This window comes from Nostocoides australiense Ben110, assembly GCF_001050535.1.
GTDB lineage: Bacteria > Actinomycetota > Actinomycetes > Actinomycetales > Dermatophilaceae > Nostocoides_A > Nostocoides_A australiense.
In genome coordinates this window covers 3,018,855-3,034,974 of the sequence record NZ_HG764815.1, presented here as the reverse complement: position 1 = coordinate 3,034,974, position 16,120 = coordinate 3,018,855, and the positions used below count along the sequence as shown (strand labels likewise).

The following is a 16,120-nucleotide window of genomic DNA, read 5'->3' as shown; positions in this document are numbered from 1 at the left end:
CCGCGCGCGCCGCCGGCCGCAAGCCGAAGGCCGTGGTCGGCCGCGACCCGCGCGCCTCGGGGGAGTTCCTCTCCGCCGCGGTCGTCGCCGGGCTGGCTTCAGCGGGCGTCGACGTCAACGACGTCGGGGTCCTGCCCACTCCCGCCGTCGCGTTCCTGACGGCCGACATGGACGCGCATTTCGGCGTGATGCTCTCGGCGTCGCACAATGCCATGCCCGACAACGGGATCAAGTTCTTCGCCGCCGGCGGGCACAAGCTGCCGGACGCCGTCGAGGACGACATCGCTGAGCGTCTCCACCAAGAGTGGACCCGCCCGATCGGCGCCGAGGTCGGTCGCGTCCACACCAACCGGGCCGGACAGGCACGGTATGTCGCGCACCTCCTCGCCGCCGTGCCCAACCGCCTCGACGGGCTCACCATCGTCATCGACGGTGCGCACGGGGCCGCCAGCGCTGTTTCCCCCGAGGTCTTCCGGCTGGCCGGCGCCGACGTCATCGAGATCGGCACCGCTCCCGACGGGCTGAACATCAACGACGGCTACGGCTCCACGCACCTCGAGCATCTCCAGGCCGTCGTCGTCGACCGCAAGGCCGACCTCGGAATCGCGCACGATGGCGACGCCGATCGCTGTCTCGCAGTGGACCACACGGGCACGGTGGTCGACGGTGACCAGATCATGGCGATCCTGGCGCTCGCCATGCAGCAGCGCGGCACGCTCAAGGCGGACACCCTCGTGGCCACGGTCATGTCAAACCTCGGTCTGCTGCAGGCGATGGACCGCGCCGGCATCACCGTCGTCAAGACCGGCGTGGGCGACCGTTATGTCCTGGAAGCCATGCGCGAGAACGACTTCTCCCTCGGCGGGGAGCAGTCGGGCCACGTCATCCTGCTCGACCACGGGACGACCGGCGACGGCGTCCTGACCGGCCTCATGCTCGCGGCGCGCGTCGCCGAAACAGGCAAGCCGCTCGCCGAACTGGCCAGCGTGATGACCCGCCTGCCGCAGGTGCTCATCAACGTCAAGGGCGTGGACGCCAGCCGGGTCGATACCGATCCGAGGCTGCAGTCCGCGGTAGCGGATGAGGAGTCGGCGCTGGCGGGGTCCGGACGCGTGCTGCTGCGCAAGTCCGGGACCGAACCGCTGGTGCGCGTCATGGTCGAGGCTGCCACCCCCGCCGCGGCCCAGGCCGTCGCCGAACGCCTCGCCGGCGTCGTCAAGGAGAGCCTCGGCCGCTGACCGGCAGCTCAGATCCGGCTGTCGCCGTCGCTGACCTCCACCTCATCGCCGACGTCACCGATGACGTGCACGAGATGTGCCGCGCCATCGACCAGCCGGTACTCACAGCCCACGATCGCCAAACTCCCGGCGTCGACAGCGTCCTGGATGATCATCGATCGCTCGTACAGCAACTCGCACGTGACCCGAACATGTTCGCGCTCAACGGATTCCGGCGTCAGCTCACCGCGCTGGGCGACGGCGAAGACGCTCGGTGTCACGCGCTCGACGATGTCACGGACATAGCCCTTGGGCATCTGGCCCGATCGGGCCGAGGCGATGGCGGCCGCGACGGCGCCGCACGAGTCGTGACCCAGGACGACGATCAAGGGTGAACCGAGATTGCCGACCCCGAACTCGATGGAGCCCAGGACGCTGAAGTCGACGACGTGACCGGCGGTGCGCACCACGAACAGATCCCCGAGGCCCTGGTCGAAGATGATCTCCGCTGCGACGCGGGAGTCGCCACAACCGAAGAAGACCGCGAAGGGTGCCTGCTTCTGGGCGAGCCGGTGACGCACATCCATGTCCTGATGGGGGTGCGCGCGTTCGTCGGCCATGAACCGGGCATTGCCGGCCATCAAATGGTGCCAAGCCTCCTCGGGCGTGCGCGGACGGGTCCCTGGCTGCGGCCTATGACGCTGTGACACTGGCATTCTCGACTCCTGTCTCGCCGCTCAAGCCAGGCCCGGCCGCTTGCCGATGCTGAAGGCCACCGGCTTGGTCACCGAGGCGAAGAAGTCGTTGCCCTTGTCGTCGACGACGATGAACGCCGGGAAGTCCTCGACCTCGATCTTCCACACGGCCTCCATGCCGAGCTCGGGATACTCGAGCACCTCGACCGACTTGATGCAGTCCTGAGCCAGCCGGGCTGCCGGGCCGCCGATCGAGCCGAGATAGAAGCCGCCGTGGGCCTGGCAGGCATCGGTCACCTGCTGGCTCCGGTTGCCCTTGGCCAGCATGACCATCGAGCCACCGGCGGCCTGGAACTGGTCGACGTAGGAGTCCATGCGGCCGGCGGTCGTCGGGCCGAACGAGCCCGACGGCATCCCCTCGGGTGTCTTGGCCGGGCCCGCGTAATAGACCGGGTGGTCCTTGAGGTATGCCGGCATCTCCTCGCCGGCGTCGAGCCGTTCCTTGATCTTGGCGTGGGCGATATCGCGTGCCACGACGAGGGGACCGGTGAGCGAAAGCCGAGTCTTGACCGGGTGTTTCGTCAGCTCGGCGAGGATCTCGCTCATCGGCCGGTTGAGGTCGATGGCCACGACATCACCCGCGTCTTCGCCGTCGGCGAGCGAGTCGTGTGTCTGCTCGGGCAGATAGCCGGCCGGGTCGGTCTCGAGTTGCTCGATGAACACCCCGTCCTTGGTGATCTTGGCCAGGCACTGGCGATCGGCCGAGCACGACACGGCGACGGCCACGGGAAGGGACGCACCGTGGCGCGGCAGGCGGACGACTCGCACATCGTGGCAGAAGTACTTGCCGCCGAACTGGGCCCCGATGCCGAACTGCCGGGTCAGCTCGAGAACCTGCTCCTCCAACTCCGGGTCCCGGAAGCCGTGCGCCGTCATCGACCCCTCGGTGGGGAGGTTGTCGAGATACTTTGCGCTCGCGTATTTCGCTGTCTTCAAAGCGAATTCGGCACTGGTGCCGCCGATGACGATGGCGAGGTGGTATGGCGGGCAGGCGGCCGTGCCGAGCCCGCGCAGTTTCTCGTCGAGGAAGCTCATCAGCCGATCGGGATTGAGGACGGCCTTGGTCTCCTGGAACAGGAAGGACTTGTTGGCCGAGCCCCCACCCTTGGCCATGAAGAGGAACTTGTAGGTCGTCTCGTGCCCCGGCGCGGTGTCGGCGTAGAGCTCGATCTGTGCGGGCAGGTTGGACCCGGTGTTCTTCTCCTCCCACATCGTCAAGGGCGCCATCTGGCTGTAGCGCAGGTTCAACCGCGTGTAGGCGTCGAAAACCCCGTGGGACAGCGCAGCTTCGTCGGGACCGGTCGTCAGGACGCGCTGCCCGCGCTTGCCCATGACGATGGCCGTGCCGGTGTCCTGGCACATCGGCAGCACCCCGCCCGCCGAGATATTGGCGTTCTTCAACAGGTCGAGGGCGACGAACTTGTCGTTGTTGGACGCGTCGGGGTCATCGAGGATCTTGCGCAGCTGGGCCAAGTGCGCGGGCCGCAGATAGTGAGCGATGTCGTGCATGGCCGTCTCCGCCAGCAGCCGCATTGCCTCGTCGGAGACGCGGAGGAACTCGGTCCCGTCCGGTCCGGTGACCGCCTCGACGCCGTCGCTCGTGAGCAGCCGATAGGTCGTGGTGTCCTCGCCGATCGGGAGCATGTCCTCATATGCGAAATCGGGCATGGTTGTGGCACATCACCTTTCGTTGTTCAACTCACAGCTCGTCAAGACTCGGCGCGTAAGCGCCGGCCCGAGATACCGTCATCGCCCCGCAGAGGGCGCCGCGCTCGATGGCGGGATCGAGTTGGCCCGGGCCGGCGGTGGCCAGACGGCCTCGGGCGTCGACGCCGCCGATCAGGCCGGCGGTGCTCAGGCCGGAGATCAGCCCGGACATGAACGAGTCACCGGCCCCGACCGTGTCCACGACATGTGTCGGCGGCGCGGGCCGGCTCGAGACTTCGCCCGTGCGCGTGATCCGATACATCACCCCGGCCTCGGCGAGGGTGGCCACGGTGACGGCCGGGCCGAGGTCTCCCCACTTCTTGAGCACGCCCTCGATGGACAGGTCGGGATACATCAGGGCCATGTCGTCGCTGCTGGCCTTCACGACATCGCTGAGCGCGATGATCTCCTCGATGCGAGCGGTCGCCGCGGCCACATCGCCCATGATCGAGGGGCGGAAGTTCGGGTCGTAGGAGATGGTCGCCTGCGCCCGCCCGCGCATGAGGGCGTCGACGACCGCCGTGCCGCCCGGCTCGAGGACGGCGGCGATCGACCCGGTGTGGATGTGGCTGACTCGTGGGCCGATCTCGATGCGGCCCGGATCCCAATGCAGGTCGAAGACGTAGGTCGCGGCACCACCCGCGTCGATATTGGCTTGGGCCGTAGAGGTGGGATGCTCGTCGCCGCCGTCGAGGACGGAGACGCCGCGGGTCTGCAGGTGTTTGCGGATGCGGTCGCCTCGGGTGTCCTCGCCGAGGCAGGTGGCGAAGATGACGCGATTGTCGAGGCGGGCGAGGCCGACGGCGACATTGGCCGGCGAGCCGCCGACATGTTCGACGGGGTTCTCTGCGTGCCGGGCGACGATGTCGATCAGGGCTTCCCCGATGACCAGGAATTGTCCGTCCATGGCTCGCCCAGGCCCCTTCGTCGCAGTTCAGTTGGTCCGTCCAAGGTCGACTCTATCGCCGCGCCGCGGCTGCGTCAGCGGCGCCTTTCACAACACGGTTTCGCGCAAACCTGCGGATGTGGGCGACGATAGGGCCATGAACGAGCAGGTGGATGTGGGCGACCCCGCGACCTCGGGCGGGCCGGCATCCCAGGCGAGCATGTATGCCCGGGGCTCGGCAGCCAATATGGTGCGCTCTTTGCTGGTCATCGGTGGCCTGATGGTGCTGCTCTTCTTCATGGTGGCCCGGGTCAACTCGGTGTCCGGCCCCGATGTCGACATCTCGCGGGTGGCGACCCCCATCGTCAAGGAGTACGGCTGGCCGATCGAGGCCCCGGCCGGGCTCCCCGACGGCTGGCGCCCCAGCGCCGTCCGGTTCGTCCCCTCGACCGACAAGCTGCGCACGTGGCATCTCGGGTACATCTCGCCCGATGGGCACTACATCGCCATCGAGCAGACCAAGGACGCGACCGAGGCCTGGATCACGCAACAGACCAACCGTGCCCCCGAGGGCGGGACACTCGAGGCGGGCGGGCGCACCTGGCAGAAGTACGTGCGGGAGGCCAAGACCCAGAACAGCCTCGTCGCGCCGGGCCCGGGCGACCTCACCACGATCATCACCGGCGACGGCACCTTCGAGGAGCTCACCCTCTTCGCCGATCACCTCAAACCGTATGAGTCGCCGGCGACCTGACGCTGCGCCCCTCAGCCCTCCTGGCTCTGCTCGGCCACTGCCGCCTCGGCCTGGGTGAGCCAGGCCGTGCAGTGCGCGGCCAGGGCCTCGCCGCGCCGCCACAGCGTCATACTCTCCTCCAGCCCCACCTGCCCGCCCTCGAGGCGGGCGACGACATCCACCAGTTCGTCGCGGGCCTGCTCATAGGAGAACTCGGCGACGTCAGGGAACTCGGTCTGGTCGGCGGCCATGGTCGATAACTGTATGAGGTCAGCTCGCCGTCGCGCGCACCGCGAAGTCGCCCCGCGCCACTCGCACGCGCAGCAGGTCGTCGAGGTCGACCTGGTCCTGATCGGTGACGACCTCGCCGTCGGGGGTGGTCACCAGGGCGTAGCCGCGGTCGAGCGTCGCCTGCGGGGAGAGCATCCGCGCCTGCCGCCGCAGGTGCTCCACGCGGTCCTGCTCGCGGGTGATGGCCGCCTCGATGCGCAGCTGGCCGCGCCGGCGCATGGTGGCGATCTCGATCCGCTGACTGCGGACGTATGCGGTGCGGTCGGTCAGCACGGGCCGGCTCGTCAGCTCGACAAGGCGCCGGCGCTCGCGCTGCAGCCGGTCGCCGATGGCGCGACGCAGGCGCAGCGTCGTCAGGTCGAGTTGAGCGCGCATCTCGGCGGCGTCGGGCACGACGAGGCTGGCGGCGTGGGTGGGGGTGGAGGCGCGGACGTCGGCGACGAGGTCGAGGATCGGGGTGTCGATGTCATGGCCGATGGCGCTGACGACCGGGGTGCGGGCGCCGGCGACCGCACGCACCAGCGCCTCGTTGCTGAAGGCGAGCAGGTCCTCGACCGAGCCGCCGCCACGGGCGATGACGATGACCTCGACGTGGGCGAGGTCGTCGAGCTCGGCGAGGGCGCGGCATACCTCCTCCACGGCGGCGCTGCCCTGCACCGGCACCGGGCGGATCTCGAAGGGGATGCCCGGCCAGCGGCGGCGGGCGTTTTCGACCACATCCCGTTCGGCCGCGCTCGCCCGCCCGGTGATCAGCCCGACCGTGTGGGGCAGGAAGGGCAGCGGCTTCTTGCGGTCGGCGGTGAACAGGCCCTCGGCGGCGAGGGTGCGTTTGAGGTACTCGAGGCGGGCGAGCAACTCGCCGATCCCGACCGGGCGGATCTGGCGGGCGTCGAGGGTGAGGGAGCCGCGCTTGCCCCAGAAGGCCGGCTTGGCCTGGACGACGACGCGCTCGCCCTGGCCGAGGGGGCGGGGCATGGCGTCGAGGGCGTTGGTGGAGATCGCGACATTGAAGGACATGTCGACATCGGTGTCGCGCAGCGTGAGGTATGCCGTGCCGGCCCGCCGGTCGAGCTGGACCACTTGGCCTTCGACCCAGACCACCGACATCTTGTCGATGTATTCGCCGATCTTCAGGCTCAGCAGACGCACGGGCCAGGGCCGCTCCGGAGTGGTCTCGGCGGCTCGTTCGGGCAGCGCCGATGGCTGAGTGCTCACGTGGCAGAGATTAGGGGACAGGCCCGACAACTTAGACTGGCCTTATGCGTTCCACCCCCGAGCCGACCGAGAACGAGCCCGTCAAGCGGGTGCTCCTGGCAGCGCCGCGCGGCTACTGCGCCGGCGTGGATCGGGCCGTGGTGACGGTCGAGAAGGCGCTGGAGCTCTATGGCCCGCCGGTCTACGTGCGCAAGCAGATCGTGCACAACAAGCACGTGGTGACCACCTTGGAGAAGCGTGGCGCGATCTTCGTCGACGAGACCGAGCAGGTGCCCGAGGGCGCAACGGTCGTCTTCTCCGCGCACGGCGTCGCGCCCGTGGTCCACGAGGAGGCGCAGGCCCTCAGCCTCAAGACCATCGACGCCACCTGCCCGCTGGTGACCAAGGTGCACCGCGAGGCGGTGCGCTTCGCCAATGAGGACTACGACATCCTTCTTATCGGGCACGAGGGCCACGAGGAGGTCATCGGCACCTCCGGCGAGGCACCCGAGCACATCACGCTCGTCGACGGCCCCGAGGACGTCGCGAATGTCACCGTCCGCGACCCGGAGAAGGTCGTGTGGCTCTCCCAGACCACCCTCTCGGTGGACGAGACGCTGGAGACCGTGCGGTTGCTGCGCGAACGCTTCCCGGCCATGCAGGACCCCCCGAGCGATGACATCTGCTACGCCACGCAGAACCGTCAGCTGGCGGTGAAGCAGATGGCCGCGGACTGCGATCTGATGATCGTCGTCGGCTCCCGCAACTCCTCCAACTCCGTGCGCCTCGTCGAGGTCGCCCTCGAGCACGGCGCCCGGGCGGGCCATCTCGTCGACTATGCGGAGGAGATCGACGAGTCCTGGCTCGACGGCGTCGCCACGGTGGGTGTCACTTCGGGGGCGTCGGTGCCCGAGGTCCTCGTGCGCGGCGTGCTCGATTTCCTCGGCGAGCGCGGGTATGCCGACGTGCGCCCCGTCGTCGCGGCCGAGGAGTCGTTGGTGTTCTCCCTGCCCAACGAGATCCGCCGGGACCTCAAGGCCGCGGGCATGTCGGACAAGATGACCCACGACGGCTCCTTCGTCGCCTCCGGCTCACTTCACTGAACGGGCGGCTCAGAGCGCGAGAACCTCGCATCGACTGGAGCCCAGCACTGCGCGCGCCAGCCGTCGATCGGTGGTGATCAGGGGCAGGGCAGTCACCTCGGCCAACGCTGGGTACGCGGCGTCGTAGGCGGAGATGTTGGCCCGGAGCTGCCACATGCGGGCAATCAACGGTCGGGTGTCCCACAGCCTCATGGGCAATCCGCTCAGGTGCGTCGCCGCCCGCTCGCATGGCCCGCAAAGGTCGGCCTGGCCCATCGCTATGCCGCGCAATCCCTGGACCGCTTCCGCTACGACGTGCCCGGGAGAGTGCAAGACGCGACATTCAAGGCGGCGAAGTTCGGCACCGACCGCGCCGCCGATCTCCGTCGCCAGCAGCAGCTCGATGAGTGCGGAGGCGTCGATCACGACATCGGTCATGGGACGTCATCCCCGTTGGCCGTGGGGGCGCCGGCCGGCCTGTCCGCACGATCCAACGCCTCGGCGATCGTGCGGTCTCGTTCGTCCCGCCCCGCCCGGATCATGTCGGCGGCGCTGACGTCCAACCTCGTCACGGGACGTGATTCAAGCTCGTCAAGCACATCGGCCAAGGTCGGCCGTCGAGCCATTTCGACGAGTTCCCCCAAGACGTATTCACTGAGCGACTTGCCGGCCCGCGCCGCACGCGCCTTGAGGACCCGGCTCACGTCGTCGGGGACGTCCCGCACCTGAAGACTGGTTGTCACCCCTACAGCCTGGCCACATGCAATGTGCATGTCAAACGGCTTTCGCGTCCCGAACTTTCGGCGGCCGGTTGACGTCGAACGCCAGCTCGGGGCGGGCGTCTTCGGCCGTGGCGGCGTCGATGAGTTCTTGAGCCGTCATCGGCCGCGCGCCCGTCTCGATGGCAGCCCCTTCGGGGATCTCGTCGGTCACCAGGCCGAGCTGCTGCATCCGCCGGGCCGTGACCAGTACCCGCGTCTCGAGCGCCCCGACCATGGCGTTGTAGGCCTCGACCGAGCTGGTCAGGCTGCGACCCAGCTTGGCCGTGTGTCCGCCAAGGGTGGCCAGCCGCCGATAGAGCTCGGTGCCCAGTTCCAGCAACTCGCCGGCGCTGGAAGCCACACTCTCCTGCTGCCAGGTGAAGGCGACGGTGCGCAGCAGCGCCAACAATGATCCCGGCCCGACCAACGCCACCCGGCGCGCCAGGGCGTGCTCGTGCAACCCGGGCCGCGCGGCCAATGCGGCCGCGAGCATGGCGTCGCTCGGGACGAAGCACACCACCATCTCGGGACTCGCCGTGAAGGCCGACCAGTAGTCCTTGGCCGCCAGCGCGTCGATGTGCCGCTGCAGCCGGACCGCGTGATCGCGCAACAACCCGATCCGCTCGTCATCGCCGAGATCCTCGGCCTGAGCGTCGAGGAAGGCATCCATCGGCGCCTTGGCGTCGATGACGATCACCTTGTCTCCGGGCAGGCGCACGACCACATCGGGCCGGACCGTCCGGCCGTGCCGTGAGATGGCGCTGACCTGCTCGTCGAGATCGCAGCGCGGCAGCAGCCCCGACACCTCCAAGACCCGTCGCAGCTGCACTTCGCCCCAGGCCCCGCGCACGCTCGAGGAGCGCAACGAGCCCGCGAGCGAGGCCGTCGCTCGCCCCAGATCCTGCGTCTCGCCCTCGACCCGCGCCATCACCGCCCGCAGCGAGCCGAACTGCTCCACCCGGTCGCGCTCGAGCACCCCGACCTGATGCTCCACCCGGCCCAGCGCATCCCGCAACGGCGCCAGCAGCGCCGCCGTCTCGGAGTCCTCGGCGAGCGAGGCCTCCAGGTCGACCACGCGCTCGCGCAGCAGGTCGCGCTCGGTGACCACGGCGGCCGCGCGACCGGCATACCGAGCCCAAACCAACGCGCCCGCCAGCAGTGCGCCGGCGATCAGACCGCATACGCCCCAGACCCATCCGTCCATGACGCACACCATGCCACCGAGGTCCGACAACCTCGCCGAGTTCCTCTCCCGCCCTGTCGCGAGGCAGGTAGCCTCGAGACCGTGCCGGAGTCGATCGAGCAGTTCCACGCCCGCGTCCTGGCGGCCCAGGGGACGGCCGGCGGGCGGTTTCCGCTACCGGAGGACGGCTACACGACATGGGCGAGCTTCCCCTTCGACGGCGAGCTGACCGTCAAACCGATCGGTCCGCTGGCCGCTGAGGAGCGGCCCCGGGAGGGCGACGATCCGGCCGACTGCCATTGCGCGCCCGGCGCGACGCCCTCGCCCGACTGGCCCGTTCGCTGGCGCGACGCGCTCTGGCAGATCAACCAGGCACCGCCCTCCGGCTCGCCGCTCATCCTCATCCTGGAGCCGCGCGAACACGGCGACCTCGGCGATCTCTCTCGCGAACGGGCGGCGGAGTACGGCGTGCTCAGCGTCCTCATCGCACAGGGCATGGAGAGCCTGCCGAGCGTTGGGCGGTGCCAGATCGGCCGCTACGGCGACGGCGGTGCGCACGCCCACGTGTGGTTCATCGCACGTCCCGCTCGAATGCCCGAAGTGCGCGGCACCTTCAACATCCTCTGGGACGACCTGCTGCCGCCCACGCCGCGAGATGTGTTGCGCGAGAACGCGGACGCGGTGCTCGGTCATGTCTTCGCGGCATACGGGGGAGACCTGCTCGATGGCTGAGAAGCCCCTCATCGACATCCGCTGGGACGAGGACAAGCGGCGCAAGTTCATCGAGACTCTCAACGACCGGTTGCCGACGAAACGGATCATCGCCCAGGGGATCCTGCGCAACGAGCGGGGCGAGGTCCTGCTCTGCCAGCTGACCTACAAACAGGAGTGGGATCTGCCTGGCGGCATCGTCGACAAGTTCGAATCGCCTGCGCACTGTGTCGCGCGGGAGTGCCGTGAAGAGCTCGGCGTCGATCTGCCGGTCGGAGAGTTGCTCACCACGTCCTGGCTGCCGCCCTATCGCGGCTGGGACGACGCTGTCGCCTTCATCTTCGATCTCGGTGTGGCACAGGCAGATCTCGAGGCCAGAATGACGCTGCAGCGGCGCGAGATCAGCGCAGTGCACTGGGTCGGGCCCGCCGACCTCGACGCGCATGCCGCGCCGTATGCCGCGCGCCTCATCCGGTCTGCCCTCGCGGCGGACCGCACGGCATACCTCGAAAACGGCGAATCCCGGTCGTGACCCACTAACCGCTGACCCCCTGACCCGTTGACCCGGAGGAGACCATCGTGTCCCTGATTCACTTACGCAGTGCGACAACGTCTTTCGTCGCCGTGAACGACGGTGACGCGCTGCCGATCGTGCTGCACTGGGGTGCCCGGCTGCCGGACGAGGTCACCGAGGCCGAGCTGCTCGCGGCCATGCGACCGGTCGTCCCGCATTCCTCCACCGACGAGGTGATGCCGCGGCGGCTGCTGCCCATGCCCGTGGACGGCTGGCGCCTGCGGCCCACGCTCGCCGGGTCGTATGCCGATGGCACCGGCTTCGCGCCCCAGTTCCGTTGCGGGGCAGTCGAGTCCAGCGACACCGCGCTACGGATTGTCGCGGTGGCAGACGGTGCGGCGCTGGCCGTCGAGACCCAGTACACGATGCACCCGGACGGGTTGTTGGAGATCGGCGCGACGCTGCACCACCAGGGATCCGGCTCCTATCGCGTGGACGCGCTGGAGACCAGCGTGCCCCTGCCCATGGATGCGGTCGAGCTGCTCGACCTGACCGGACGCTGGTGCCGGGAACGCTCGCCGCAGCGCCTCGACCTGGGCATGGGCACCTGGCTGCGCGAGTCGCGACACGGGCGCACCGGGCACGACGGGCCGCTGGCTCTGTGCGCCGGCGATCCCGGCTTCTCCTTCCGGCGCGGCCGGGTGTGGGCGATCCATCTTGCCTGGTCGGGAGACTCCCGCGTGTATGCCGAGCGCAGCCCCGTCGGGCGCGCTCAGCTCGGCGCGGGGGAGCTGCTCGGGGCCGGCGAGGTGATCCTCAAGGACGGCGAAAGCTACTGCGCGCCAACGCTTTTCGCCGCCTACAGCGAGCGCGGACTGGACGGTGTCAGCGCGGCCTTCCACGGTTATGTCCGATCCCGGCCGAGTCACCCGACGACACCCCGGCCGGTTCTGCTCAACACCTGGGAGGCTGTCTATTTCGACCACCGGCTCGACGTCCTCACCGCCCTGGCGGACAAGGCGGCCGACGCCGGGATCGAGCGCTTCGTCCTCGACGACGGCTGGTTCGGCTCCCGCCGGCACGACGGTCAGGGACTCGGGGATTGGGTTGTCTCCGAAGACCTTTGGCCCGACGGGCTCACGCCCCTGATCGACCACGTCCGCTCCCGCGGGATGGAATTCGGCATCTGGGTCGAGCCGGAGATGGCCAACCCTGACTCGGATCTCGTTCGCGCACACCCCGATTGGGTCCTCAAGGTGCCCGGCCGCGAGCCGCCGCTGTGGCGCAAGCAACAGGTCATCGACCTCGCCAACCCCGACTGCTACGAGCACATCCTCGGCCGGCTCGACGCCCTCCTTCGCGACCACGAGATCGCCTACGTCAAGTGGGACCACAACCGCGACCTCATCGACGTCGCCCACGACGGTCACGCTGCGGTGCGCGGGCAGACCCTCGCCGTCTATGCCCTCCTCGACGAACTGCGCCGGCGCCACCCGGGCGTGGAGTTCGAGACCTGCGCCTCCGGCGGCGGCCGCGTCGACCTTGGCATCCTCGCCCGCACCGACCGCCTCTGGGCCTCCGACACCATCGACGCGATCGAGCGCCAACAGATCAACCTGTGGACCTCCCTGGTGATCCCGCCCGAACTGATCGGCGCCCACATCGGGGGACCACACAGCCATACCACCGGCCGGGTCTCCTCCTTCGCGATGCGCGCGGCCAGCGCGCTCTTCTGGCACCTGGGCGTGGAGTGGAACGTCGCCGAGCTCAGGGAGAGCGAGATGGCTCAGCTGCAGCGTGCGGTGGCGTGGCACAAGGAGCACCGGACCCTGCTGCATACCGGCGAGGTCGTCCGCCCCGACACACCGAACCGGAATGCGCTCGTCCACGGCGTCGTCGCCCCCGACCGCAGCGCCGCCGTCTTCTCCTATGCCCAGCTCGCCACCGATGTCACCGAGGTCGCCGGCACGGTGCGGCTCGACGGGCTCGACCCCGAGGCGGTGTATGCGGTCCGGCCCGCCGAGATCGGCGGGCTGCCGACCTGCCAGCAGATGACCTGGCCGGAGTGGGTGGACCACCCGGGCACCCGCATCCGCGGGTCGGTCCTGATGACCGTCGGCCTGTCGCTGCCGAATGTGCACCCCGAGCAGGCCATCCTCATCGAGCTGGAAAGAGTCTGAGCAGCGCCCCGGTAAACTCCTGTCCTTGTGGCTCTCACCATCGGGATTGTCGGACTGCCGAATGTCGGCAAGTCCACCCTCTTCAACGCCCTGACCAAGAACAATGTGCTCGCCGCGAACTACCCGTTCGCGACCATCGAGCCGAATGTGGGCGTCGTCCCGCTGCCCGATGCGCGCCTGGCCCGGCTCGCCGAGATCTTCGGCTCCGAGCGGATCCTGCCCGCGACCGTGTCCTTCGTCGACATCGCCGGCATCGTCAAGGGCGCGAGCGAGGGGGAGGGGCTGGGCAACAAGTTCCTCGCCAATATCCGCGAGGCGGACGCGATCTGCCAGGTCGTGCGCGCCTTCGCTGATGACGACGTGGTGCACGTCGATGGCAAGGTCTCGCCCAAGGACGACATCGAGGTCATCGAGACCGAGCTGATCCTGGCCGACCTGCAGACGCTGGAGAAGGCGGTGCCGCGGCTGGAGAAAGAGGTCAAGGCCAAGAAGGCGGAGAAGGCGCTGCTCGACACCGCGCTCGCCGCGCAGGGCGTGCTGGAGGAGGGCAAGACCCTGTATGCCGCGGGCGCCGCCGCCGGGGTGGATCCCGTTCTCGCACAGTCGCTTGGGCTGCTGACGACCAAGCCCTTCATCTACGTCTTCAACCTCGACGAGGACCAGCTCGCCGACGCCGAGCTGGCCTCCTCGCTGCGTGAGCTGGTCGCGCCGGCGGACGCGGTCTTCCTCAACGCCAAACTCGAGATGGACCTGATGGAGATGTCGGACGAGGAGGCCCTGGAGCTGTTGCAGAGCTTCGGTGCCGAGGAGTCGGGCCTGGATCAGTTGGCGCGCACCGGCTTTCACACCCTCGGCCTGCAGACCTATCTGACGGCCGGCCCCAAGGAGTCGCGGGCCTGGACCATCCACCAGGGCTGGACCGCCCCGCAGGCCGCCGGGGTCATCCACACCGACTTCCAGAAGGGCTTCATCAAGGCCGAGGTCGTCTCCTTCGCCGACCTCGACGCGCTCGGGTCGATGTCCGCCGTGAAGTCCGCCGGTAAGGCGCGCCTCGAGGGCAAGGACTACGTGATGCAGGACGGCGACGTCGTCGAGTTCCGCAGCGGGCTCGCCTCTGGCGGGAAGAAGTAGACGTGTTCACCGATTTCATTCGCGACCACGCCTTCACCTCGATCCACCGATGGGCTGATGGCGTGGGGTTGATCGTCGTCTCGGGCTGAGGAGGCGAGCGGGGGCGTGGGTGATCGCCCGACCTCGCTGTCGGGGTGTTCCACGTCGGGGTTGCTCGGGTCGCGCCGTCGTCGGCTGGGTGGTCAGGGCGGTGCGGTGGCGGGGGGGTCGGCGACGCGGTCGAACAGTCGGGTCCACGCCTGGTGCCAGGGCCACGCTTGGGGCAGGTGCAGGGTGATCCGCCGGGCGGAGGACGCGACCCGGGCCGGGACGTGGATCAGCTTGCGACGCACGGTCGCGCTGGTCGCCTTCGCCAGCTTCGAGGTCTGGGGTGTCGCACCGGAGGCCAGGGTGGTGGCGGCGCGGGTGAGGTTGAACGCGATGACCGCGAGCACGAGCCAGGCGGCGTTGGCGGTGAACTTCCCGGAGGGCAGGTGCGCCAGCGCGGAGCCCTTGAGGTCGGCGTGGACCTGTTCGATGATCGCGTGCCCGCGGTGGGTCTTGTCGGCGGCGACGGTGTCCAGCACATGGGCCGGGACGGTGGTGAAGAACGCGTGGAAGCGCCAGGTGTCGAACAGGGTGTCCTGCCCGGTCGCCTTCTTCTTGTCGGCGTTGAAGTCGGGGATGCGGCGCACGATCAGCCGGCCCGGGACCTGGTCGGCCTTCTTCTTGGAGGCGAACGCGGTGAAGTCGATCTCGGCGACCTCCGCCTTCGAGATCCACGCCCCGCTCATCTCATCGAAGATCGCGTCCGGGTACTCGATCGTGGTCCACGCACCGTCATCGATGCCGGCGATCGCGGCCTTGACCGGGCTGGTTGCCCGCACGGTGACGGACACGTGCGCGCCGCCGGTGATCGCCGCGTGGACGGCGTCGCGGCCGTAGTAGGCCGAGTCCATCCGGACCAGGACCGGCGCCTTCACGCCGAGCAGGCGGCGGGCCTGTTTCACGGCGTCACCGACCAGGCGTTTCGCCCCGCGGGGCGACCCACAAGAGCCCTTGCGCAGCCGCTGCGCTACGACCAAGGGCGCGTGTCCGGCGGTGGTGAGGGTGGCGATCAGCGCGTTCAGGCCGCGGACCCGGGTGTAGCCGAACCCGGCGCCCTGCTTGGCGTGGCCGTGGACCTCGATGATCGTGTCGTCCACGTCGACGAACGCGTACCCGACGCCCGCTCCCGCCTCGTCGCCAGCGGGCAATGGTGCCGGGACCGGTGGGGTCAGCCCGGCCAGGCGAGACAGCGCGAGCAGGAACCGTGCGGCGACCGCATCGAGCTGCCGGACGTGCCCGAAGGTGAACGTGCGTAGGAACGAGCCGAGCGTCGAGGGCGCGTACGCCTTGGCGAAGAGCCGGCCCATCCCGCCGTGGCGCAGCAGGGCCATGTCATCGATGCTGTCGGCGCCGGCGACCATCCCGGCCACGAGCGAGGCCACCTTCGACCCAGCGTTCGCGCCTTTGTCCGTCGGCACGCTCAGGTGCTCATCCGCCAGCTGGCGCAGCCCTGCCCGGTCGGCCAGTGCCAGTACCGGGACCAGGCCGGCGGACGACACGAGATTCGGGTCGTCGAACACCGCAGAAGTGCGGGTCAGGGTGTGAGAGAGTTTCACCTACGAGATGCCCCTTGCGCGAGACGGAACTGAAGCCTGAAGAACTCCAATTCTGTTTCAGCACAGGGGCATTCTCATGTTCCGACGCGCCGGATCACCACACCGCGCCAAGTCGATCGGTGGATCGAGGCT

At 69.1% G+C, this 16,120-nt stretch carries 16 protein-coding genes; 7 read left to right on the top strand and 9 right to left on the bottom strand.

The window, feature by feature from the left end:
• Positions 1-1,238: phosphoglucosamine mutase (gene glmM, locus BN11_RS14605; RefSeq protein ID WP_053084123.1), on the top strand; the 1,238-nt coding region annotated here is incomplete at its 5' end.
• Between the two features lie 8 nt (positions 1,239-1,246).
• On the opposite strand, the gene BN11_RS14600 is transcribed toward glmM, so the two are convergent.
• From BN11_RS14600 to BN11_RS14590, 3 genes are all read right to left on the bottom strand, one after another.
• A complete protein-coding gene (locus BN11_RS14600) occupies positions 1,247-1,858 on the bottom strand; it encodes a carbonic anhydrase (RefSeq protein ID WP_235435493.1) in 612 nt (203 codons plus the stop codon).
• 96 nt (positions 1,859-1,954) lie between these two features.
• Complete coding sequence (locus BN11_RS14595) at positions 1,955-3,640, bottom strand: fumarate hydratase (RefSeq protein ID WP_048698829.1); 1,686 nt, start codon at positions 3,638-3,640, stop codon at positions 1,955-1,957.
• A gap of 31 nt (positions 3,641-3,671) precedes the next feature.
• On the bottom strand, positions 3,672-4,586 hold the full coding sequence (locus BN11_RS14590; RefSeq protein WP_048698828.1) for a carbohydrate kinase family protein: 915 nt from the start codon (positions 4,584-4,586) through the stop codon (positions 3,672-3,674).
• A 136-nt stretch (positions 4,587-4,722) separates the two neighbouring features.
• Here BN11_RS14590 and BN11_RS14585 point away from each other — a divergent pair, with 136 nt between their 5' ends.
• Complete coding sequence (locus tag BN11_RS14585) at positions 4,723-5,319, top strand: DUF4245 domain-containing protein (protein WP_048698824.1); 597 nt, start codon at positions 4,723-4,725, stop codon at positions 5,317-5,319.
• Between the two features lie 11 nt (positions 5,320-5,330).
• Here the strand turns inward: BN11_RS14585 and BN11_RS14580 are convergent, their stop codons facing one another.
• Complete coding sequence (locus BN11_RS14580) at positions 5,331-5,549, bottom strand: exodeoxyribonuclease VII small subunit (RefSeq protein ID WP_048698821.1); 219 nt, start codon at positions 5,547-5,549, stop codon at positions 5,331-5,333.
• A 19-nt stretch (positions 5,550-5,568) separates the two neighbouring features.
• A complete protein-coding gene (gene xseA / locus BN11_RS14575; RefSeq protein WP_048698819.1) occupies positions 5,569-6,804 on the bottom strand; it encodes an exodeoxyribonuclease VII large subunit in 1,236 nt (411 codons plus the stop codon).
• Between the two features lie 44 nt (positions 6,805-6,848).
• On the opposite strand from xseA, the gene BN11_RS14570 reads away from it, so the two are divergent.
• Positions 6,849-7,886 carry a 4-hydroxy-3-methylbut-2-enyl diphosphate reductase gene (locus BN11_RS14570; protein ID WP_048698816.1) on the top strand — a complete coding sequence of 346 codons (1,038 nt, stop codon included), beginning with the start codon at positions 6,849-6,851 and terminating at the stop codon, positions 7,884-7,886.
• A 9-nt stretch (positions 7,887-7,895) separates the two neighbouring features.
• On the opposite strand, the gene BN11_RS14565 is transcribed toward BN11_RS14570, so the two are convergent.
• From BN11_RS14565 to BN11_RS14555, 3 genes are read right to left on the bottom strand one after another with little or no spacing between them, the layout of a single operon-like run.
• Positions 7,896-8,303: a type II toxin-antitoxin system VapC family toxin gene (locus tag BN11_RS14565; RefSeq protein WP_048698815.1), complete on the bottom strand. Its 408-nt coding sequence runs from the start codon at positions 8,301-8,303 to the stop codon at positions 7,896-7,898.
• Positions 8,300-8,608 (bottom strand): FitA-like ribbon-helix-helix domain-containing protein, encoded by a 309-nt coding sequence (locus BN11_RS14560; protein WP_201329272.1) that lies wholly within the window; start codon positions 8,606-8,608, stop codon positions 8,300-8,302. The genes BN11_RS14565 and BN11_RS14560 overlap by 4 nt, the downstream gene beginning before the upstream one ends.
• A 31-nt stretch (positions 8,609-8,639) precedes the next feature.
• Positions 8,640-9,830 (bottom strand): DNA recombination protein RmuC, encoded by a 1,191-nt coding sequence (locus BN11_RS14555; protein ID WP_048701580.1) that lies wholly within the window; start codon positions 9,828-9,830, stop codon positions 8,640-8,642.
• Between the two features lie 81 nt (positions 9,831-9,911).
• Here BN11_RS14555 and BN11_RS14550 point away from each other — a divergent pair, with 81 nt between their 5' ends.
• Genes BN11_RS14550 through ychF form a run of 4 tightly spaced genes read left to right on the top strand, consistent with a single transcriptional unit; the run spans position 9,912 to position 14,345 of the window.
• Entirely contained in the window at positions 9,912-10,541 is a 630-nt protein-coding gene (locus tag BN11_RS14550) for a hypothetical protein (RefSeq protein ID WP_048698813.1), read from the top strand.
• The gene (locus BN11_RS14545; RefSeq protein ID WP_048698811.1) at positions 10,534-11,052 is read left to right on the top strand and encodes an NUDIX domain-containing protein; all 519 of its coding nucleotides are present in this window, start codon (positions 10,534-10,536) and stop codon (positions 11,050-11,052) included. The genes BN11_RS14550 and BN11_RS14545 overlap by 8 nt, the downstream gene beginning before the upstream one ends.
• A gap of 47 nt (positions 11,053-11,099) precedes the next feature.
• Positions 11,100-13,214: an alpha-galactosidase gene (locus tag BN11_RS14540; protein ID WP_048698809.1), complete on the top strand. Its 2,115-nt coding sequence runs from the start codon at positions 11,100-11,102 to the stop codon at positions 13,212-13,214.
• Between the two features lie 27 nt (positions 13,215-13,241).
• Positions 13,242-14,345: a redox-regulated ATPase YchF gene (gene ychF, locus BN11_RS14535; protein ID WP_048698806.1), complete on the top strand. Its 1,104-nt coding sequence runs from the start codon at positions 13,242-13,244 to the stop codon at positions 14,343-14,345.
• Between the two features lie 182 nt (positions 14,346-14,527).
• Here the strand turns inward: ychF and BN11_RS14530 are convergent, their stop codons facing one another.
• On the bottom strand, positions 14,528-15,988 hold the full coding sequence (locus BN11_RS14530) for an IS1380 family transposase (protein WP_048698803.1): 1,461 nt from the start codon (positions 15,986-15,988) through the stop codon (positions 14,528-14,530).
• Between the last annotated feature and the right edge of the window lie 132 nt (positions 15,989-16,120).